Consider the following 20,973-nt stretch of genomic DNA (forward strand, 5'->3'; position numbering starts at 1 on the left):
CGGCAAATAAAAAGGCTGCACCAGCTGGTGCAGCTTTTTTATTTGCCGTTTCCTGATCAGAGGTCCTTGAGAAGCTCCTGAACTTTCTCGAGGTAGTCAGCACGACTGAAGTTGTAGACTTCGCCGGTCTTGCGGACCTTGACCTCGATGATGCCCTCATCGACAGCTTTCGGGCCGATGGTCACGCGGACCGGATAACCGATGAGATCGCAGTCCTTGAACTTGACGCCGGCGCGCTCCTTGCGGTCGTCGAGCAGGACATCGAGGCCGGCCTTGCGGCACTCCTCATAGATGCCCTCTGCGTACGCCAGCTGCTCTTCCTTCTTGGCATTGACGGCGACGACGACGACTTCAAACGGCGCAATGGCGCGCGGCCAGACGATACCCTGGTCGTCGTTGTTCTGCTCGATGGCGGCGGCCATCGTGCGGCCGACACCGATGCCGTAGCAGCCCATGACGAGCGGCTGCTCCTTGCCGTTCTCGTCGAGGAACGTCGCGCCCATGGCCTTGCTGTACTTCGTGCCGAGCGTGAAAACCTGGCCGGCCTCAATGCCGCGCGTCATCTTGAGCGGTGCACCGCAGTGCGGGCACGGGTCGCCTTCCTTGACCATGCGCAGGTCGGTGACGACAATGGCTTCCTTGTCGAAGTCGCGCTGCGGGTTTACGTTCTTGAGGTGGAAGTCTGCCTCATTGGCACCCGTGACGGCGTTGTGCATATTCATAACCGTCGCATCGACGAGTACGTGCGTGCCCTGCTTGATGCCGATTGGCCCCATGAAGCCCGGGCAACCGCCGGCGGCACGGATGGCTTCGTCATCCGCCATGCGCAGGTCGAGTGCGCCCTCGATCTGGTTGATGACCTTGACCTCATTGACATCGTGGTCACCGCGGATAAAGGCGAGCACGAGCTCATCCTTGTCCGTCTGGTAGGCAACGGCCTTGATGGTCTTGTCAGCCGGCACGTTGAGGAAGGCGCAGAGCGCCTCAATCGTGTTCGTGCCCGGCGTGCTGACCTTCTCGAGCGGCAGCTCTTCTTCAGCCGGAGCGCCAATTGGCTTGAGCTCGGCCTTCTCGTCACTCGCGGCGTAGTCGCATTTCGTGCAGACGGCGATATTCGATTCGCCGGCATCAGCGAGAACCGTGAACTCGTGGGAGTGACCGCCGCCGATTGCGCCGTTGTCGGCCTCTACCGGGCGGAACTCGAGGCCCATGCGCGTGAAGATGTTCGTGTAGGCGTCGTACATCTTCTTGTAGGACTCGTTCATGCCCTCGACGTCCTTGTCGAAGGAGTAAAGATCCTTCATGATGAATTCGCGGCTGCGCATGAGGCCGAAGCGCGGGCGGCGCTCATCACGGAACTTGTCCTGGATCTGATAGAGCATCAGCGGTAGCTGCTTATAGGAGCGCACTTCGTCGCGCACGAGTGCCGTGATCATCTCTTCATGCGTCGGTCCAAGGCAGAAATCGCGGCCATGGCGGTCTTTGATGCGCATCATCTCATCGCCGTAAGCGCCCCAGCGGCCGCTCTCCTGCCAGAATTCAGCCGGCTGCAGGATTGGCATCATGATTTCCTGGCCGCCGGCTGCATCCATCTCCTCGCGGATGATCTGCTCAATCTTGCGGATCGTGCGCCAGGCGAGCGGCAGGAAAGTGTACATGCCGCCGGCTGTCTTGCGGATCATACCGGCACGGTACATGAGCTGGTGGCTGGCTATCTCAGCTTCAGCCGGTGTATTTCTAAGGGTGGGTGCGTAAAGATTACTTGCTCGCATGCTTGCGTTCCTCCAATATTGCATCGATTTCTTTGAATAATTCTGGGACGAGGTCGGCTTCGGGAACCTTGCGGATGATCTCGCCCTTGCGGAAGACGAGTCCTTCCCCGTTGCCGCCGGCAATGCCGACATCAGCGCCGCGCGCTTCGCCCGGACCGTTGACGACACAGCCCATGACGGCTACCTCGATGGGCTCCTCGATGCCCCTGAGCTTCTCCTCGACCTGCGCCGCAATGGCCGGCAGATCGATGCTCGTGCGGCCGCAGGTTGGGCAGGCCACGAGCGTCGGACCGTACTCCTTGAGTCCGAGCGACTTCAAGATCTCATTGGCGACGCGGACCTCGACGACGGGATCGCCCGTCAGCGAGATGCGGAAGGTATCGCCGATGCCCTCAGCGAGCAGCGCGCCGATGCCGACAGCCGACTTGATGATACCCGTGTTGACCGTGCCGGCCTCGGTGATGCCGAGGTGCAGCGGATAGTCGACCGTCTGGCTCATGAGCCGGTAGGCGGCAATCGTCAGCGGCACATCGTGCGCCTTGAGGGAAATCTTCATGTCATGGAAGTCGAGCGCCTCGAGAATGCGCACATGTTCCATGGCGGACTCGACCAGAGCCTCCGGCGTGACACCGCCGTATTTCCTGAGGATCTTCTTATCCAGCGAACCGGCGTTGACGCCGATGCGGATGGGAATATGCGCCTCCTTGGCTGCACGCACGACGGCCTTGACCTTCTCCTCCCCGCCAATGTTTCCGGGGTTGAGGCGCAGCGCATGGATGCCCTGCCGGATGGCCTCCAGGGCCAGCTTGTAGTCAAAATGGATATCGGCTACGAGCGGCACCGTCACCTGGCGGATGATGTTGCCGAGATTCTCGGCTGCCGCCCTATCGGGCACGGCCAGCCGCACGATATCGCAGCCCGCGGCCTGCAGTGCGCGGATCTGCGCAACGGTCGCCTCAGTATCCGTCGTCTTCGTATTCGTCATGGACTGGACGGAAATCGGCGCACCGCCGCCAATGGCCACGGGTCCGATATGGATCTGTCTCGTCATCTTTCGTTTGAACAAATCATACACTTCCTTCTAAACACTCAGCCGCCCATAAAGACGCGCACGAGATCGTTCTTCGTCGCCAGCACCATGAGCAGGATCAAGAGGATGATGCCGACGCTCTGCGTGTACTGCAGGGCCTTCGGACTAAGCGGCTTGCCGCGCACCGCCTCGACGCAGAGCGTCAGGAAATGGCCGCCGTCAAGGGCCGGGATCGGGAACAGGTTGATGATGCCGAGATTGAGACTCAAGAATGCCGCAAAATTCAACAGCGGCACGAAGCCCATCTGTGCGACCTCACCGGCCATCTGCGCGACACCGATGGGCCCGGCAAGCTCTGCCCCCGAGAGCTCCATCAGGATCTTGCAGAGCGCAGCAATCATTGCATAGATGATGGCACCGGTCTGATGGAACGCCAGGGAGACGGATTCCACGAATCCCGGATACCGCGTATTGACCGTTCCCATGACGCCAACCATCGCGCGCTTCGCGCTGTTGTCGTACGACGGCGTCACCGTGACGGCAAGCTGCTCGCCCTGACGTTCCACCGTAAGGGCCACGGGCTCGCCGCCCTCATCCTTGACGCCATTGACAAAATCGGACCAGGTCGCAACCGGCTGGCCATTCACCGTCAGCACGCGGTCGCCGCTTTCAAGACCGGCCTCCGCAGCCGGCTTGCCCGCCAGCACCGTGCCGAGTATCGGCTCCGTGCTGGGCGTGTTGATGCCGGCAAAAAAGAAGATGCCGAAAAACAAGATGACCGGCAGGACGAAATTCATGAAGGACCCCGCAAGAATCACGATCATGCGCGAGCCCACCGGCTTGGCACAATAGCCTCGGCTGCCCGCATCATTCTGCTCGGGATCCATGCCGGCGATGTCATTGAAGCCGCCCAGCGGGATTGCCCGGATGGAATAGCGCGTTTCACCACGCTGAACGCTCACGAGCTTCGGGCCGAAGCCGATGGCAAATTCATCGACGCGCATCCCCGTCATCTTGGCCGTGATGAAGTGGCCGAGCTCATGCACGAGTACGAGCAGGCCAAAGACAAAAATTGCAGCTGCAATTGTCAGAACCATTGATTCACCATCCTTCTCGAAAAAGAGATTCGTCGAGCGTCGCCGCTCATTTCTTCAAAAGGGAAGCCGCATACGTGCGGGCCCACGCATCCTCCTCAAAGAGCTCTTCCAGCGTTGGCTCAATCACGCATTCGCGTTTGAGCATCGTCTGCTCGATGATATCGTAGATGTCGAGGAAGTGAATCTCCCCCTTGAGGAAGGCACCGGCAGCCACTTCATTGGCCGCATTGAACACGCACGGCATCGAGCCGCCCATCCTGCCGGCCTCATAGGCAAAGCGCAGGCCCTTGAACGTCTCCGTATCCGGCTCTTCAAATGTCAGGTCTTTGAGCTTCCAGAAATCCAGTCGTTCAAAATTCGAAGGCTGGCGCGTCGGATACGTCAGCGCGTACTGGATCGGCAGCTTCATGTCGGGGCAGCCGAGCTGCGCGATGACCGAGCCGTCGCAGAACTGGACCATGGAATGAATGATGCTCTGTGGATGGACGACCACCTGGATCTGGTCGTAATCGACGCCATAAAGCCACTTGGCCTCAATGACCTCAAGCCCCTTGTTGACAAGAGATGCCGAATCGACGGTGATCTTCTGCCCCATGTTCCAGGTCGGATGAGCGAGAACCTGCGCCTTCGTCGCACCGATGAGCTCCTCCCGCTTCCTGCCGCGGAACGGGCCGCCCGAACAGGTCAGCAGGAGTTTCTCGATTGTCTCCCGCTTCTCGCCCTGCAGGCACTGGAAGAAGGCACAATGCTCGCTGTCGACGGGCAGGATGGAAACACCCTGCTCAGCCGCACGGCGCATGACGATCTCACCCGCCACCACGAGTGTCTCCTTGTTTGCGAGTGCAATGTCCTTCCTGGCATCAAGCGCTTTCATCGTCGGCTCGAGTCCGGCAAAGCCCATCATCGAGGTGACGACCGTATCGGCCTCCGGGAAAGCGGCTGCGTCCACAAAGGCCTGACGGCCGCCCATGAGCTTCGTCGGACCGCTGTAGCGGGCCTTGAGCCGCTTGTAAGCCGCTTCATCCGACAACACGGCAAGTTCCGGTGAAAATTCGCGGATCTGCTTTTCCAGGAGCTCATCGCTTGCATTGGCTGCAAGCACGGAAATATGGAACATATCCTTATGGCCGCGGACGACCTCAAGCGTCTGCGTGCCGATTGAACCAGTGGCCCCCAAGACTGCAATATTCTTCATATCCTGCCCTCCATCACTTCAGGCCCAGGCCCGAAAGCAGCACAAAGTAATACACGAGCGGTGCCGTGAAGAGCACGCTGTCAAAGCGGTCCCAGACACCGCCATGTCCCGGGATGATGTTTCCGGAATCCTTGATGCCCGTATAGCGCTTGGCCACGGATTCCACGAGATCGCCGAGCGTTGCCAGGATGGAAATGCAGAATCCGAGCACTGCCATCTCGAGGAGCGGCAGGGAAAAGAAGACGCCGAGCCCCGCTCCGACGGCTGTCGTGCCTACCACAGACCCCAGGAAGCCTTCGATGGTCTTGTTGGGGCTTATCGTGCGACAGAGCTTGTGGCGGCCGATGGCCGAGCCCGTGAAATACGCAAAGGTATCGGATGCCCAGGTACAGAGAAACATCACCCAAATCATCGCGCAGCCAAAGGCCATCGGGCCGACGGGCGTCGCGAGCATCTGCTCGGGATAGAGAAACCGCAGCATGACCATATGGCCGAACGGATACCCGAAGTAAAGGATACCGCCGACTGAGAGACAGGCTGCAGGGAAGGAAACGCGCCCATGCAGCAGCACGGCCATGAGCAGGACGACGAGGACAATGCCCGTGCTGACAGCCACCGTCTCATCCGCATTGCCGAGCCAGGCACAGCCCCAGAGCAACACCAGGCCGACAATACCAAGAAGAAACGTCAGCCGTTCCCCCTTTCTGGCGAAGGCCCGCGTGTATTCAAACCAGGCCAGGAGAGAAAGCAGCAGGGCAAAGCCGGCAAACAGGGCTCCGCCCATCTGGATGACGGCCGCGGCCAGCACAATGCCGATCACGCCCGTGATGATTCTAGTAAGCAACGCAATACGCTCCTCTTCATGTAATCAGGTATTTTTCAGGCCGCCGAAGCGCCGGTCCCGCCCGGCAAACTCCACCATCGCATCCACGAAGCATGCGGGAGTGAAGTCCGGCCAATTCGTATCGGTAAAGTAAAACTCAGCATAGGCCGACTGCCACAAAAGGAAGTTCGAGAGGCGCTGATCGCCGCTCGTGCGGATAACGAGATCCACCGGCGGGTCTCCTGCCGTATCGAGCGAAGCTTCCATGAGCTCCTCATCGATATCCGCTGCTGAAAGTTCTCCGGCGGCCACACGCTGCGCGAGGCTGCGTGCAGCGCGCAGCAATTCGTCCTGGCCGCCATAATTCGCCGCCACATTGAAGCGGATGCCCGTATTGTCCTTCATGAGCTCCTCCGCTGCCGTCATCTGGCGCTGCAGGCTTTCCGGCATGCCATCCTTGCGGCCGATGAAGCGGATGCGCACGTTGTAGTCGTTCATCTCTTCAAGCTCCTTGATGAGATAATCCGAAAAGAGCTTCATGAGAAAATCGACTTCCGGGCGCGGACGCTTCCAGTTCTCCGTCGAGAACGCATAGACCGTCAGTGCTTCGAGGCGCAGGTCGATAGCCGTCTTGAGGACATTCTTGAGCGTCTTGACGCCGGCCTTATGACCGGCCGTGCGCACGAGGCCGCGTCCCTGGGCCCAGCGCCCGTTGCCATCCATGATGATGGCCACATGGCGCGGTAGACGTTCCCAGTTGATTCTATCGAACAGCGGGTTGGCGAGTTCCTCCTTGGTTGGCTGTGCCTTGCCGCCAAATATCTTTTTCCACATCTTTGCTTGTCCTCCATCCTGAGGATATCTACACAATAAGGAAAAGCCCCTCTCGACTTTCATAAGAGGGGCCGCTCATCATGCATCAAGGAGCTTCGATTGCGGATACCGGGCAGCCGGCAGCGCAAGCACCGCACTCAACGCATTTGTCTGCATCGATCTCGTAGTGCTCAGCACCCTCGCTGATTGCCTCAACCGGGCAAGTAGCAGCGCAGGAACCGCAAGAAATGCAATCATCCGTGATTTTGTATGCCATAACTCATTTCGCCTCCTTTCTCTGCTTAGCCGCAAGGGTAAGCATGATACTGCCCTGCGGCAGAGTCTTCTGCCGCACGACATAGAGACAGTGTTCATCTGTCTTGAAAAAATCACGCACAGGGCGTGTAATTTCCGTCTGCCAGGCACAGCCCGCCTGCGCGAGCAAATGCTCGGCCTCGTCAAGGGGTCTTCCCAGTACGTCTGGTATCATATCAGACTTCCATGACCTCTTTTTCCTTGACGGCCTTGGCGCTGTCGGCCAGTTTCACGTACTTGTCAACAAGTTTTTGCATGGCTTCCTGGCCGCGCTTCGACTCATCCTCCGTGATTTCCTTGGCCTTCTCGAGCTTCTTGAACTCTTCGTTGCCATCGCGGCGCACATTGCGCAGCGCAACCTTCGCCTCTTCCGTCTTCTTGTTGACGGCCTTGACGAGCTCCTGGCGGCGTTCCTGCGTGAGAGCAGGGATGGCCAGGCGAATGGCCGTGCCATCGGAGTTCGGGTTCAGGCCGAGATCCGATTTCATGATGGCCACTTCAATATCATGCAGAATGGATTTCTCCCACGGCTGAATCAGGATCATGCGCGGTTCCGGAACGGAAACCTTCGCAATCTGATTGACCGGCGTCGGCGCACCGTAGTAATCCACCATGACCTTATCGAGCAGGGACGGCGTAGCACGGCCTGCACGCAGGGAAGCGAATTCATGCTTGAGCGCTTCAATGCTCTTTTTCATGCGTTCCTCATGGGACGCGAGAATCTCATTGGTCATCTGTCATTTCCTCCTACCGTCGTGCCGATTTCCTCACCGAGGGCAGCGCGCACGATATTTTCATGATCGTCGATGTTGAATACAAGCAAGGGAATCTTGTTGTCCATGCAGAGGCTCGTAGCCGTCGTATCCATGACCTGCAGGCCCTTGTTGATGATCTCGATGTACGTCAGAGAATCGAACTTCTTGGCATCTGCATTCTTGTTTGGATCGCAGTCGTAAATGCCGTCCGTACCCTTCTTGGCCATCAGGATGACATCGGCTTCGATTTCGGCGGCACGCAGTGCAGCCGTCGTATCCGTGGAGAAATACGGATTGCCCGTGCCAGCGCCGAAGATGACGACGCGGCCCTTCTCCATATGACGAATGGCCTTGCGGCGGATGTAGGGCTCAGCGACCTGACGCATCTCGATAGCCGTCTGCACGCGCGTATCGACATCCATCTTCTCGAGTGCATCCTGCAGAGCCAGGGCATTCATGACCGTGGCCATCATGCCCATGTAGTCGGCCGTAGCGCGTTCCATGCCCTTGGCGGAACCGGCCAGTCCGCGCCAGATGTTGCCGCCGCCGACGACGACAGCGACATCGACACCGTGTTCGCGCACCTTCTTGATCTGCTTGGCGATATCCTCAACCACAGACGGATTGATGCCGAAGCCCTGCTCACCTGCCAGGGACTCACCACTGAGCTTCAGGACGACTCGTTTATATTTCGCTGTATCCAAAATGCTTACCTCCATCAACGCCAATGCGCCACTCGATACACTACTGCATCTTCCCTTATTATAACCTTTAAAAAAAGAGAACACAATCCATTATGTGTTCTCTTTCTTTCACCGTTTCCAGTCGATTATTTCATCTGAGCAGCAACTTCAGCAGCAAAGTTCTCCTGCTTCTTCTCGATGCCTTCACCGAGCTGATAGCGCGTGAATGCCGTTACCTTGACATCTCCGAGGATATCCTTGACCGTCTTGTCGGAATCCTTGACGAAAATCTGCTCGTTGAGGCAGACTTCCTTGTAGTACTTGTTGATGCGGCCTTCGACCATGCGCTCAACAATCTTCTCCGGCTTGCCCTCTTCGAGAGCCTGCTTGCGGAGAACTTCCTTCTCGTGCTCGAGAGCTGCTGCATCGACGCCGCTGCGGTCGATGGCTGCCGGAGCAGCTGCAGCGATCTGCATGGCAACATCCTTGCCGAGCTCTTCGTCGCCGCCCGTCAGGTCAACGAGGACACCAATCTTGCCGCCCATGTGGATGTAGCTTGCCACACGGCCTTCGCTCTGATAACGGACGAAGCGGCGCAGGGAAATCTTCTCGCCGATCGTAGCCGTAGCTTCCGTGATGAGGGCAGCAACCGTCTTGCCATCGAGCTCGCTGTTGTTCAGCGCATCGAGGTCAGCCGGATTCGTGTCAGCGATGTGCTTGGCAATCTTGGCGACGAGAGCGCGGAACTGCTCGTTGCCGGCAGCGAAGTCCGTCTCGCAGTTGACTTCGACGAGAACGCCGACCTTGGCATCATCGCTGATGTAAGCTGCGACAGCACCCTCTGCAGCGATGCGGTCAGCCTTCTTCTCAGCCTTCGAAATGCCCTTTTCACGGAGCCAGTCGATTGCCTTGGCCTTGTCGCCGTCCGTAGCCGTCAGGGCCTTCTTGCAGTCCATCATGCCTGCGCCAGTGGTCTCGCGCAGCTCTTTTACCATTGCAGCCGTAATCTTTGCCATTGGTTTTATTCCTCCTATTAAAAAAGAGGAGCAAGGGATAACTCCCTTACCCCTCCCGGTCTATTCTCGATATGGATTACTCAGCAGCCGGAGCTTCTGCAGCTTCCGCCTCGCCGTCTTCACCCTGACGACCCTCGAGGACAGCATCAGCCATGCGGCCCGTGAGGAGCTTGACAGCGCGGATTGCGTCGTCATTGCCCGGGATGACGTAATCGATTTCATCCGGATCGCAGTTCGTATCAACGATGGCAACGATAGGAATGTTGAGCTTGCGAGCCTCAGCAACGGCGATGCGCTCCTTGCGCGGATCGACGATGAAGAGTGCGCCCGGCAGCTTGTTCATGTCCTTGATACCGCCGAGGTACTTCTCGAGCTTCTCCATCTCATGACGGAGGCCCTGGACCTCTTTCTTCGTGAGGACTTCAAACGTGCCATCTGCTTCCATGGCCTCGAGTTCCTTCAGACGAGCGATGCGCTTCTGGATTGTCTGGAAGTTCGTCATCATGCCGCCGAGCCAGCGCTCATTGACATAGAACTGGCCTGCACGCGTAGCCTCTTCCTTGATGGCTTCCTGTGCCTGCTTCTTCGTGCCGACGAAGAGAACGCTCTTGCCTTCCTGAGCAACGCTGCGCAGGAATGCATAAGCCTCGTCAACCTTCTTGACCGTCTTCTGCAGGTCGATGATGTAGATGCCGTTGCGCTCCGTGAAGATGTACTTTGCCATCTTCGGGTTCCAACGACGCGTCTGATGTCCGAAGTGGACACCTGCTTCAAGTAACTGTTTCATGGAAATAACTGCCATGTTGGTGCACCTCCTGTTTTTTTCTTCCGCGATCTTCATTTCTCCGCACCACCCGCTTGGGGCACAGGGCGGCGATCGAATCGCGTGCTATTTTTACACCGTCAACGATTATATCATAATCTTGGAAGGAAGACAATCCACTTGAAAAATTATTTTTCATCCCATCCATCCTCTTTTCCTTATTATTATATATTATATTATAATTTATCATGCTCTTCTATGAAGCTTTGATGTATTTTTATGTATACCGTATACTTGCGTGCAGTTCGTGGACAAAACACAGGGTTTTCTCTATAATTGAAGATATAGACGGGGAAATGTTATCATAAATTATATTAATGTATTAAAAAGGAGTGATTACTATGAACCTCTCTATCAAAATCTTTATATCCCTGATCTTATCTGTCATCGTAGGTCTCATCGTGGGTGAATCCGCCCTGCCATTCATCAACTGGTGGATTGCACCAATCGGCACGATCTTCATCAACCTCATCAAGATGATGATCGTCCCCGTTGTCTTCTGCTCCCTCGTCGTCGGCATGACGAGCCTGGGTGACACGAAGAAACTCGGCCGCATCGGTCTCAAGACGATTGGCCTCTATCTCGTCACCACGGCCATCGCCATCGTCATCGGCTTTGGCATCGCCGGCCTCGTCCATCCAGGCGTCGGCCTCCAGATGACGTCGGATGCTGTCGTCAAAGTCAAGGAAGCACCGTCCATCATGCAGGTCTTCGTAGCCATGATCCCGGCAAACCCGGTCGCATCCATGGCTAAGGCGGATATCCTGCCGGTCATCGTCTTCTCGCTGTTTGTCGGCGTCGGCATCCTCAAGGTCGGCGGCGAACGCGCCGAGTTCCTCGTCAAGTTCTTCGATGCCTGCGCAGAAGTTTCCTACAAGATTATCGGCATCGTCATGCAGTTCGCTCCGTACGGCGTCTTTGCCCTGTTGCTGCCGGTCGTTGCCAAGAACGGCCCGGCTGTCCTGCTGCCGCTGATCTCCGTCATTGCCTGCGTCGCTGTCGGTTGTATCATCCATGCCGTCTGTGTTTATTCCTCGCTTGCCCAGATCTGGGGTAATCATACGCCGCTGCAGTTCTTCCGCGGCATGAGTGAAGCCATGCTGATTGCTTTCACGACCTGCTCGAGTGCCGCTGCCCTGCCAGTCAACATGAAAAACTGCCAGGAAAAACTCGGTGTATCCCGTGACGTATCTTCCTTTGTCCTGCCGCTCGGCGCAACCATCAACATGGATGGTACAGCCCTTTACATGGGCGTCTGCTCGCTCTTCGTCGCCAACGTCTTCGGCATTGACCTGACGATGGGCCAGATGGCCATGATTGTCCTCACGGGTACGCTTGCCTCCATCGGTACGGCTGGTGTGCCGGGTGCCGGCCTCATCATGCTCGCGATGGTCCTGCAGAGCGTCAACCTCCCGATGGAAGGTCTCGCACTCGTCGCCGGCATCGACCGTGTCCTCGACATGTTCCGTACCTGCCTGAACATCACGGGCGACGGTGCCGTTGCCATCGTCATGGATCAGGAAGAGAAAAAGCATGCCGCCAAGGTTGCACGCAACGGCTGATCAAATCCCCAAAACCATGCATAACAAAAGGAAGTATCCGCGCGGATACTTCCTTTTTTGTATCGTTCGTATAAGATGGTCTGTGCTTACAGCAGGGTGATCATGACCACAAACGCGGCCGCGATGGTAGGAATGGCATTGCGTTTTGCCAGTTCCATCGGATTGACACCGGCCATCTTTGCCAAGATAATGCCGGCACCAGCAACCGGGCTCATGCAGCGTCCAAGGCCTGCACCAATCTGAGCCATGGATCCAAGTTCCGCAATGCCATAGCCGAATTCATTGGCAAAAGGCGTGACCGCACCATTGAAGGCCAGCGCTGCTGCGTTGCCAGACCCCGAGATTGCACCAATCAGGAACGGGCCATACGCAGCTGCTACCTGTGCAATCTGCTGTGAACTCTTCATGGCCTCGATGAGTGCATCCGTAAGGCCGATGACTTTCATGCCGGCCGTAAAGCAGGCAGCTGCCGCAATCAAGCCCACGACATCACACATGCCATCGCCAACACCGCGGAAGAACTTGCAAGTCGTCTCCTTGATATTCGGACGCACGAGGAGCATGCCAAGCGCCACACCGACCAGCATGGCCACCGGCACCGAGATTTCCGGGATCACAGCCACCTGCTTGCTGCCAAGGACCAGCAGCACAAGCGGTACGACCGGCATGACGGCCTTTAAATAATTGACGTGAAAGTCCTCGCTGTCCTCAATATCCTTCGGTGCCACATAGCCTTTGTTTTCTTTGCGCACCCAGGCAATGACCGTCAGGAGTACCGCCGCAATCACGGCCGCAAACAGTACCTGGCGGGAAAAGAGCGCGATGACACTCATGACATCCATTCCCGCCAGCTGAGCGACCTGCGGATTGAACATGAGCCCCGGGCTCATCGTACTGCCCCAGGTTCCCAGGAATACGGCCGATGCCGCCATGGCCGGATGCACGCCCGTGCGGATCAGCGCCGGAATCAGGAGTGCGCCGACGGCCGCCGCACAGCCGGCTGCACTCGGCAGGGCGATGTTCACGAGGAAGGTGACGATGACAGCACCTGGTATGATGATGATCGGGACCCGCTTCAGTGCCGAGGAAATGCAGTAGACCATGTGGGCGGAACAGCTCGTATATTCCATGACATAGCTGAAACCGAGCACGGTGCAGATGGTCGGCACCAGGCCGGCGTTGGTGAATTCCTTGATGAACGCCGTCGTGCCGGCTGACAGCATGCCGCCGATCAGGCACATCAGCATGCCGGAAATAAACAGCACAAAGCGTGTTTCATATTTCTTGACGATCAGGACGAAGGTCGCAATGACGATGACGATACCTGCAATAATCATAAAAATCCTCCTCTTATCGGATCATGCCTCTCATTCCATCGACTTGCCCAGGAGCAGACCGGCTGCCGAGCTGGCAAGCATTTTCAGAGAATACACCAGAGCTGTTTCATCGAAGTCGAAATGTGCATCATGATGACCGGAAGCCAGATTTGCACCAATCATCATGTACGCGGCCTGGCCGCCATGAGACTGCACGCGTTCCATGAAGTACGAATAATCCTCACTGGCTCCGAACGGGCATTCATCCACGATCTTGTGGAAGATGCCGAGTGTTTTGGCCTGACGCATCAGATAAGCGGCCAGCTTTGGTGAATTGCTGCCGCCAGCTGCGCCGCCGACCTGCTCAATCTTGTACTGTACATCGTACATGGCGGCAGCTGCCTTGATGATGCGCAGGGCCTCCTCTTCCATATAGTGGTTGATGGCACTGGAGCCGCCGCGCGTCTCCAGCTTGATGAGGCCGGTATCGCCGATGATGTTGCGGCCGCTGCCGGCCTCAAGATGTCCTACATTGATGCGGGTAATGCCCTGCGAATGACGGGAAATGGCATGCAGGTTCAGCGTTGCGCAGGCGGCGGCCAGCAGGGCATTCTTCCCCTTTTCCGGTGCCGCTCCCGCATGAGCCGGTTTGCCGATATAATGGGCATCGTATTTGCTCGTGGCCAGGAACCCTGTTACATTGCAGGCAATGCTGCCCGTTTCCTTCATCTTGAAGCCGAAATGTGCGCCCAGCATGAAATCCACATCGTCGACCACGCCGCGTTCCACCATGGCACGGGCACCGCGCACGCCCTCCTCCGCCGGCTGGAAGACCAGCTTGATGGTTCCCGCCAGCTCATCCTTCAGCGAGGCCAGGACCTTGGCGACCCCGAGCCCCACCGTCGTATGGCCATCGTGGCCGCAGGCGTGCATGGCACCGGGATGCAGACTGGCAAAACCTTCGACATTCGGGCGATGCTTCTCATCCTGCGTTTCCGATACGTCGTTGCAGTCCATGTCAAAGCGCATGCCCACAACGGGCCCGGGGCGCTTGAAATGCATGATGCCCACGACGCCGGTCATGCCTCCCCGCATGCGTTTCACCCAGGCAGGATCCGCGCCCTCGCGGATTGCGCGGGCCTGTGACTGCTCCAGGACCTCGGCAGACGGCACCCCCATCATGTATTCTTTGGCCACGGCCTGTTCGCCCGCCAGCACCTCGTAACCGAGATCATGCAGCTGCTCCGCCACGAGTGCCGCCGTGCGGAATTCGGTCCACGCCGGCTCCGGATGCATGTGCAGATCACGGCGCTGCGTCACGAGCTCATCTTTCATGCCATCTGCCATCTTCATGATTGTTTCCTGGATATCCAATGTCATCTTCTCCTCTCTAAAACTATTTATATTTGTTATCATTTCATAACTCATATATTCATTATAATGAGAATTTCAGACGATATAATAAATAGATTGAATCACATCATAGAAGATGGCAATAGTACAAGGTATCATAAATGAGTGAAGTCTATATTATAAGCCGTTCTGCTGTTATACTAATAACATCATAACAAAACCATTACCGGAGGATTGGTCATGGAACTGAAACAATTAGAATATTTTTTAGCGGTCAGCAACACCGGGAGTTTTACGCGCGCCGCAGAACAGCTCTACGTTTCCCAGCCGTCCGTCACGACAGCCATCAAGAAACTGGAGGATGAACTCGGACTGGTCCTGTTTGACCGCAATAAAAAGCAGGCCATCCTGACGAGCGAAGGCAAGATCTTCTATCAGCACGCGGGCACCGTCATGAAAGATATTTCACTGGCCGCTCAGAAAGCTGCAGAACTCAAGAATTTATCCAGCGGCATCATCCAGATCGGACTTTCACCGCTGACCGGCTTATCCGTGAGTTCGTTTCTGCTGGCAAAATTCCACAATATGTATCCCACGCTGCGTTTCCGTTTTCTGGAGGCCAATACCAAGGAGTTGCGCCATGCACTGGAAGAAGACCAGATTGATCTCGCCTTTCTTCCTCTCCTGACGCAGGAACTGGATGCGGAACCCTCACTGGAATGCGCAGGCATCCACCAGGAGCATCTCTCCGCCTATCTTCCCCAGTTCCATCTGCTTGCGCACAAGCAGGAACTTCACTTCAAGGATTTGAGGCAGGAATTGCTCCTGCTGCCCCCTGAATCCTGCGGTTACCGGCAGATCATCGATCACTGCTTCCAGCAGCAAAATCTGACGGAACGCCCGATATTTGAAACGACATATCCTCAGATGATTGCCAGTCTCATCATTTCAGGCAGCGGCATTGGCATCCTGCCGTCCGGTGCCATCCAGAACAAAATGGTCAGGGAAGTGCCGCTGGCTGACAGTCCGGTCATCGTATTGACCATTGCACGCAAACAAAAACGGACGATTGCCCATGCCGCTGAAAAGTTATATGCATTTTTACAGGAATCCTATGATGGTTGAGAGAGGAAGGATCCACATGACAACTCGCATCATTGCTGCCGGCAGCAACGAACTCAACGCCGCAGAAGTATTGCACGTCGTACGCCGGATTGTCGGCGGCTCCGTCTACATACGTAGTATGGTCAGTGCGAATATCACCGGTCACGAAGACACGGATCTCTATGTATGCGCACTGACCCAACGGGAGAAAATGCTTTCACTCATCCCGCCCGAATCTCTCGTTGTCCTCGATTTGAGGCCTACAGCAGAGTTCTTCATCGCCCTTTCGCACATTCCTGCCGGTGAACGCGTCTACATTTTCAACTCCCATGATCGCTCGGCCAGGCTCATGGTAAAGATGTGCCGCGATTACCATATCAACGACATTGATTTCGAAACCATCGCCTATGAGGACATGCCGGCCAAACAGGTCATCCAGAAACTGAGGCAGGCCCGATACATTGTAGGTGTCGGTCACCTCGTCGATAAAGGTGTCCTGCTCTCGCCCCAATACAGTTCCTATCTGCGTAATGATGTCACGATCATCGGTTGCATGCGCATGGCCACGATGGTGTCAGCCTGCGAGCTGATTGAAAAGACGGCTTCCATTGAAGGCGATTCCTTGGACGGCAACCGCCTCCAGCGGCAGCTGCTAAATTCCCTGGCCGGCCAGTTTTCCGATACGCTCCATGCCGTCAACGGCTTCGATGCCAGCAAGAACAAACAGGCTCTGACCTCCATGCTCGAGAATCTTGAGACGATCATCAAGCAGGCTGCCCATAAAGAAAGCCATTAAAAAAAAGCCATTGCCCGGCATAATCAGGCAATGGCTTTTTTATTCAGTGGATACCGTATTTGGCATTGAAGCGGCGATTGATCTCGCGAATCTCCAGCTTGCCCTCGATGTACGGCTTGTACATCTCGAAAGGATCACCCGCTCCCAGTGCGCAGCCGGAGCAATTCTCACAGCCCGACTCACAGGAGAGCGTCCTGCGTACGATTTCCTCGCGCTCCTCACGCGTCGTATCCTTGATCAAAATACTCATGAAGATTTCTCCCTTCCAAATAGCTCAGCCCTGCTGAAGGATGGTATAGTTTTCCGGATGCATGCCCGGCTTGACCGTTACCTTGATATCCGTGCCGAACTCAGCCGCCAGATTCATCATGAGCTGATTCTGGCGCAGTTCTTCGGCCACGCTTTCGTGGACTTCGATCTCGTAGCCCTCCCTGGCGTGCGATGTGCGCTCCATGCGGCGGATATCACGGCTGATGCGAATGGATACCGTTTCCGGCGATTCCACGCGGCCACGGCCGTGACAGGTCGGACACTCACTGTAGACGATGCTGTCGATATTCTGGCGGGACTTCTTGCGCGTGATTTCGACGAGTCCGAGACTCGTGATGTCGACGATATTCGTCTTCGTGCGGTCATGCCTGACCTGTTCGCGCATATAGGTCAGCAGCTGCTCCTTCTGTTCCTCCTTCTCCATATCAATGAAATCGATGACGATGATGCCGCCGATGTCGCGCAGGCGGATTTGCTTGAGGATTTCCGCCGCGGCCTCGAGATTCGTGCGGTAAACCGTCTCGGCAAGATTCGATTTGCCGACGTATTTGCCCGTGTTGACATCGATGACGGTCAGTGCCTCCGTCTTGTCGATGACCAGGAAGCCTCCCGAGGGCAGCTCCACCTCCCGGTCTCCGAGTTTCTCGATTTCTTCTTCGATATGATAGGCCTTGAAAATCGGCTGCTTTTTGTCGTAGCAGTGCACGCGGTCCACGAGCTCAGGCGAAAGCCCTGCAACGAGGTTGCGTACCCGCTGGCAGGCCTCGGCGTTATCGATGACGAGTTCATCGATGTCCGCCGTAAAATTGTCCCGCACGAGCCGGATCAGGAGGTCCGCATCGCGGTAGAGCAAAGAAGAGCTCTTCAGTTTGTAGCGCGAAAGGATGGATTCCCAGAGCCGCACGAGATACTGCACGTCACGCCGCAGGCTTTCCTCTCTGTGACCGGCTGCCACCGTGCGGATGATGAGCCCCATGCCCTCCGGGCAGATGCGTTCTGCTATCGCATGCAGGCGCTGGCGTTCCGCTTCATCCTCGATGCGGCGCGACATGCCGATGTAAGCGGCAGTCGGCATCAGGACGACCGTACGACCCGGCAGGGAGATATGCATGGTCGCCCGCGGCCCCTTTGTCCCGATGGCATCCTTAACAATCTGGATGGGCAGACTCTGGCCGATGTGGATGCGCGTGTGCGGCGGCATGGCTTCGATTGTCTCATGGGGAAGGCCATCACCGATGTAGAGGAAGGCGTTCTTCTCCATGCCGATATCGATGAAGGCTGCCTGCATACCGGGCAGGACATTCTGCACCCGCCCCTTATAGATGTTGCCGACGAGATGGGAATGCGAGGCACGTTCCATCTCTACCGCTTCGAGTTCGCCATCCTCCAGGATGGCCATACGCGTTTCCTCCGGTACAATATTCACGATGATGGATTTCATCTTTTCACTTCCAATCACGAAATCCTGCTCAAACCAGATCGATGAGCTTGCGCCCCTTGCTCCAGATGCCCTGGCGTTCAATCAGGGCTTCTGCGGGCTTGACGGCAAGCCTGTAATCCTGTTGCAGGAGGGTCAGGATTTCCAGAGGCTTGACGCTGCCCGATGGCGTAATCGCGATGTCCATCGTCAGGTCCAGAGCCCCATCCGTCCATACGGCAGTCACTGGTTTCTTCATGTACTGCTTCGTCTCGATATCGCGCGTCTTCTTCGGCGTCACGCGGTGCCAGACGGCTTCGGGTGCGGCGTTATAGGCGGCAAGCACCCGCAGTGCCTCCTTCTCCGTTCCCGCATACGGAACATGGAGCGTGTAGATGGCTTCATCGGCTTCCGACATCAGTGCCTTGTGCCGGCCCTTGATTTCCCGGAGTTTCAAGAGGCGCACGCCCGGCGGCAGTTCCGCCTGCAGGCGGTCGAAGATTTCCGGCTGGCAAAGCGGCTTCGTCAGCTCAAAATCCATATACTCCGAAGCGCTCGTCACGCCGAGAGAAAGCGCCGAGGCAAACGATACCTTCATATGCGGATTGAAGCCTTCGGAATAAGCCATCGGCAGCTTCGCGCGGTCAAAGGCGCGCAGGAAGATATTGGCATAGTCGAGATGCGAAACGTAACGAAGCTCCTCGCCCTTGGTGATCTCTGCACGCCAGGCAAAGAGCTGGCGCGGTCGGCCCGGCCCTCTCGGATCACGCTGCTGCGTCTCCGCATCGACGGCTGGTTCCGTATGCACCGGTTCAGATTCAGCCTCATTTCCTTTTTTCTCTGCCAGGCGCGCCATTTCCTGCCTCTGATAATCGATGACGTGAACGCCGAGGTTCGGGCAGATGCCGCAGGCGCTGCACTTGCCGCGGCGGCAGTCCTCGGTGAGCGCCGCGGCCATCGCATGATGCCATTCGCGCAGCAGGAATTCCTGATTGACGCCCGGCGAGGTGATCAGCCACGGCAGCGGCTCCTGGAAGCTGCGCGTGCGCAGATTGTAATAGCCCATGTCCACGCCGCATTTGCGGAATGCTTCATGCCAGATCTCATCCTTGTAATGATCAGACCAGCCGTCAAACTTTGCGCCATCCTGCCATGCCTGGTAAAGGACTCTGGCAAGCCGGCGGTCGCCGCGTGCGAAGACGCCTTCGATCACCGAAAGGCGGGCATCGTGGTAATTGAACGTGATGGCGCGGTCAGTGATGTGTTCCTTCAAGAGCTGCTGGCGGCGCTGGAACTCCTCGATGGGCAGCTGGCCGAACCACTGGAACGGCGTATAGGGTTTCGGCACGAAGCAGGCCACGGAGATCGTGACCTTGCAGCCGCGCCTGCCCTTGATTTCCGTATAGAGGTCGACGACCTTCTTGGCGAGCTTGGCAATGCCGATGACATCTTCATCCGTTTCCGTCGGCAGACCCATCATGAAATAGAGCTTGACCTGCTTCCAGCCCTGACGGAAGGCCGCGCCGCATGCCTGCATGAGGTTTTCCTCCGTGACGCCCTTGTTGATGACATCGCGCAGGCGCTGCGTGCCAGCCTCCGGCGCGAACGTCAGACCCGATTTCCGGACCTGCTGCATCTTGTGCGCCAGCTCGATGGAGAAGCTGTCAATGCGCAGGGACGGCAGGGAAAAGCTGACCTTTTCATCCTGGAAATCCGTCATGAGATCATCGACGAGGCGGCCAAGGCAGGAATAATCCGCCGAGGAGAGCGAGGTCAGGCTCATCTCATCGTAGCCCGTGGCATCGACAAGGCCGCGGGCCATCCTGCGCAGATTCTTTTCCGTGCGCTCGCGGGCCGGACGATAGCAGATGCCGGCCTGGCAAAAGCGGCAGCCGCGCGAGCAGCCGCGGAAGAGCTCCAGCATGATGCGGTTGTGGACGATATCCATGTACGGCACGACGGGATGCTCCACCGAGATCGCATCATCCATATCCTTGACCACACGCTTGTAGATGACGGGCTTCGCCTGCTCTGCCAGCGGGCGCATCTCCTGATAATTCCCCTTGTCGTCGTAAACGGGCTCATAGAAAGACGGCACGTAGATGCCATCGACGTCGAGCAGGCGCTGCAGGAAGCCGCGGCGGCCACCCGGCCGTCCTTCCTTCTTCCAGGCCATCAGCGCATCCGATACCTCGACGATGACCTCCTCGCCTTCCCCGATGATGAAGAAATCAAAGAAATCCGCCACAGGCTCCACATTGTAGACGCAGGGGCCGCCACCGACCACGAACGGCATATCCTCGCCGCGATCCTTCGCCCAGACCGGTATGCCGGAAAGATCCAGCATGTTGAGTACATTGCTGTAAATCATCTCGTACTGCAGGGAAAAGCCCAGGAAGTCAAAGGCGGCGATCTCCGTCTTCGTCTCCAGCGAGAAGAGAGGGATATGACGCTTGCGCATCTCATCTTCCATGTCGACCCACGGCGCATAGACACGCTCGGCTGCAATGTCCGGCCGGCGGTTCAGGATCTCATAAAGGATGGCCAGGCCGAGGTTGCTCATGCCGACCTCATAGACATCGGGCAGCGCCAGGGCCCATGTGCAAGCCACGTCCGCATGGTCCTTCCTGACTGCATTCCACTCCCCGCCCGTATAGCGGGAAGGCTTCAATACCGACTGGAGCACTTCATGTTCGAGTCGTACCATTCGTTCATTCCTCCGTTAATCTGTTTGCTCATATGTATTCATTCCGTAAAAAAGCCCTCCCCGATCCACACGATGGAGCCGGGAACGGCGGACGCAGCCGCCAGCAGATCCCGTTGCGGGGAAGGC

The 20,973-nt window shown here is 57.0% G+C and carries 21 protein-coding genes; 3 read left to right on the forward strand and 18 right to left on the reverse strand.

Annotation, left to right across the window (positions count from 1 at the left end; all coding sequences use genetic code 11):
- Positions 1 to 56: 56 nt before the first annotated feature.
- The 13 genes from DWX75_RS07920 to DWX75_RS12000 form a co-directional block, all read right to left on the reverse strand.
- Entirely contained in the window at positions 57 to 1,772 is a 1,716-nt protein-coding gene (locus tag DWX75_RS07920; protein WP_118015797.1) for a proline--tRNA ligase, read from the reverse strand.
- Positions 1,759 to 2,838, reverse strand: a complete 1,080-nt coding sequence (ispG, locus tag DWX75_RS07925; RefSeq protein ID WP_255424266.1) for a flavodoxin-dependent (E)-4-hydroxy-3-methylbut-2-enyl-diphosphate synthase — start codon at positions 2,836 to 2,838, stop codon at positions 1,759 to 1,761. The genes DWX75_RS07920 and ispG overlap by 14 nt, the downstream gene beginning before the upstream one ends.
- 23 nt (positions 2,839 to 2,861) lie before the next feature.
- Entirely contained in the window at positions 2,862 to 3,899 is a 1,038-nt protein-coding gene (rseP, locus tag DWX75_RS07930; RefSeq protein WP_118015798.1) for an RIP metalloprotease RseP, read from the reverse strand.
- A 46-nt stretch (positions 3,900 to 3,945) separates the two neighbouring features.
- Positions 3,946 to 5,094 carry a 1-deoxy-D-xylulose-5-phosphate reductoisomerase gene (locus DWX75_RS07935; protein ID WP_118015799.1) on the reverse strand — a complete coding sequence of 383 codons (1,149 nt, stop codon included), beginning with the start codon at positions 5,092 to 5,094 and terminating at the stop codon, positions 3,946 to 3,948.
- Between the two features lie 13 nt (positions 5,095 to 5,107).
- Positions 5,108 to 5,938: a phosphatidate cytidylyltransferase gene (locus DWX75_RS07940; protein ID WP_118015800.1), complete on the reverse strand. Its 831-nt coding sequence runs from the start codon at positions 5,936 to 5,938 to the stop codon at positions 5,108 to 5,110.
- A 24-nt stretch (positions 5,939 to 5,962) separates the two neighbouring features.
- On the reverse strand, positions 5,963 to 6,751 hold the full coding sequence (locus DWX75_RS07945) for an isoprenyl transferase (protein ID WP_118015801.1): 789 nt from the start codon (positions 6,749 to 6,751) through the stop codon (positions 5,963 to 5,965).
- Positions 6,752 to 6,836: 85 nt separating this feature from the next.
- Positions 6,837 to 7,007 carry a DUF362 domain-containing protein gene (locus DWX75_RS07950; RefSeq protein ID WP_036378266.1) on the reverse strand — a complete coding sequence of 57 codons (171 nt, stop codon included), beginning with the start codon at positions 7,005 to 7,007 and terminating at the stop codon, positions 6,837 to 6,839.
- 3 nt (positions 7,008 to 7,010) lie between these two features.
- On the reverse strand, positions 7,011 to 7,220 hold the full coding sequence (locus DWX75_RS07955; RefSeq protein ID WP_118015802.1) for an RNA-3-phosphate cyclase: 210 nt from the start codon (positions 7,218 to 7,220) through the stop codon (positions 7,011 to 7,013).
- A 1-nt stretch (position 7,221) separates the two neighbouring features.
- Complete coding sequence (gene frr, locus DWX75_RS07960) at positions 7,222 to 7,779, reverse strand: ribosome recycling factor (RefSeq protein WP_118015803.1); 558 nt, start codon at positions 7,777 to 7,779, stop codon at positions 7,222 to 7,224.
- Entirely contained in the window at positions 7,776 to 8,519 is a 744-nt protein-coding gene (gene pyrH / locus DWX75_RS07965) for a UMP kinase (protein ID WP_233519524.1), read from the reverse strand. Before pyrH ends, frr begins: the two co-directional genes overlap by 4 nt.
- Positions 8,520 to 8,629: 110 nt before the next feature.
- On the reverse strand, positions 8,630 to 9,499 hold the full coding sequence (gene tsf / locus DWX75_RS07970; RefSeq protein WP_118015805.1) for a translation elongation factor Ts: 870 nt from the start codon (positions 9,497 to 9,499) through the stop codon (positions 8,630 to 8,632).
- A gap of 76 nt (positions 9,500 to 9,575) precedes the next feature.
- Positions 9,576 to 10,301, reverse strand: coding sequence for a 30S ribosomal protein S2 (gene rpsB, locus DWX75_RS07975; protein ID WP_118015806.1), 726 nt, complete (start codon positions 10,299 to 10,301; stop codon positions 9,576 to 9,578).
- Positions 10,270 to 10,470 carry a hypothetical protein gene (locus tag DWX75_RS12000; RefSeq protein ID WP_147671562.1) on the reverse strand — a complete coding sequence of 67 codons (201 nt, stop codon included), beginning with the start codon at positions 10,468 to 10,470 and terminating at the stop codon, positions 10,270 to 10,272. Before DWX75_RS12000 ends, rpsB begins: the two co-directional genes overlap by 32 nt.
- Before the next feature lie 193 nt (positions 10,471 to 10,663).
- Between DWX75_RS12000 and DWX75_RS07980 the strand changes: the two genes are divergently transcribed.
- On the forward strand, positions 10,664 to 11,884 hold the full coding sequence (locus tag DWX75_RS07980) for a dicarboxylate/amino acid:cation symporter (protein ID WP_199497555.1): 1,221 nt from the start codon (positions 10,664 to 10,666) through the stop codon (positions 11,882 to 11,884).
- Positions 11,885 to 11,970: 86 nt separating this feature from the next.
- On the opposite strand, the gene dcuC is transcribed toward DWX75_RS07980, so the two are convergent.
- Both dcuC and DWX75_RS07990 read right to left on the reverse strand, forming a co-directional pair.
- The gene (dcuC, locus tag DWX75_RS07985) at positions 11,971 to 13,221 is read right to left on the reverse strand and encodes a C4-dicarboxylate transporter DcuC (RefSeq protein ID WP_118015808.1); all 1,251 of its coding nucleotides are present in this window, start codon (positions 13,219 to 13,221) and stop codon (positions 11,971 to 11,973) included.
- A gap of 30 nt (positions 13,222 to 13,251) precedes the next feature.
- Positions 13,252 to 14,580: an amidohydrolase gene (locus tag DWX75_RS07990; protein ID WP_118015809.1), complete on the reverse strand. Its 1,329-nt coding sequence runs from the start codon at positions 14,578 to 14,580 to the stop codon at positions 13,252 to 13,254.
- A 213-nt stretch (positions 14,581 to 14,793) separates the two neighbouring features.
- On the opposite strand from DWX75_RS07990, the gene DWX75_RS07995 reads away from it, so the two are divergent.
- Together DWX75_RS07995 and DWX75_RS08000 are read left to right on the forward strand one after the other, a co-directional pair.
- Positions 14,794 to 15,678: a LysR family transcriptional regulator gene (locus DWX75_RS07995; protein ID WP_118015810.1), complete on the forward strand. Its 885-nt coding sequence runs from the start codon at positions 14,794 to 14,796 to the stop codon at positions 15,676 to 15,678.
- A 16-nt stretch (positions 15,679 to 15,694) separates the two neighbouring features.
- Positions 15,695 to 16,453 (forward strand): hypothetical protein, encoded by a 759-nt coding sequence (locus DWX75_RS08000; protein WP_118015811.1) that lies wholly within the window; start codon positions 15,695 to 15,697, stop codon positions 16,451 to 16,453.
- A gap of 43 nt (positions 16,454 to 16,496) precedes the next feature.
- Here DWX75_RS08000 and DWX75_RS08005 read toward each other — a convergent pair whose 3' ends face one another.
- The 3 genes from DWX75_RS08005 to DWX75_RS08015 are packed head-to-tail and all read right to left on the reverse strand — an operon-like array spanning position 16,497 to position 20,847.
- Positions 16,497 to 16,703, reverse strand: coding sequence for a hypothetical protein (locus DWX75_RS08005; protein WP_118015812.1), 207 nt, complete (start codon positions 16,701 to 16,703; stop codon positions 16,497 to 16,499).
- A 24-nt stretch (positions 16,704 to 16,727) separates the two neighbouring features.
- The gene (locus tag DWX75_RS08010; RefSeq protein WP_118015813.1) at positions 16,728 to 18,164 is read right to left on the reverse strand and encodes an Rne/Rng family ribonuclease; all 1,437 of its coding nucleotides are present in this window, start codon (positions 18,162 to 18,164) and stop codon (positions 16,728 to 16,730) included.
- 28 nt (positions 18,165 to 18,192) lie between these two features.
- A complete protein-coding gene (locus DWX75_RS08015) occupies positions 18,193 to 20,847 on the reverse strand; it encodes a TIGR03960 family B12-binding radical SAM protein (protein ID WP_118015814.1) in 2,655 nt (884 codons plus the stop codon).
- Positions 20,848 to 20,973 lie beyond the last annotated feature (126 nt).

Origin of the sequence: Mitsuokella sp. AF21-1AC (genome assembly GCF_003458855.1) — a bacterium.
Classification (GTDB): Bacteria; Bacillota; Negativicutes; order Selenomonadales; family Selenomonadaceae; genus Mitsuokella.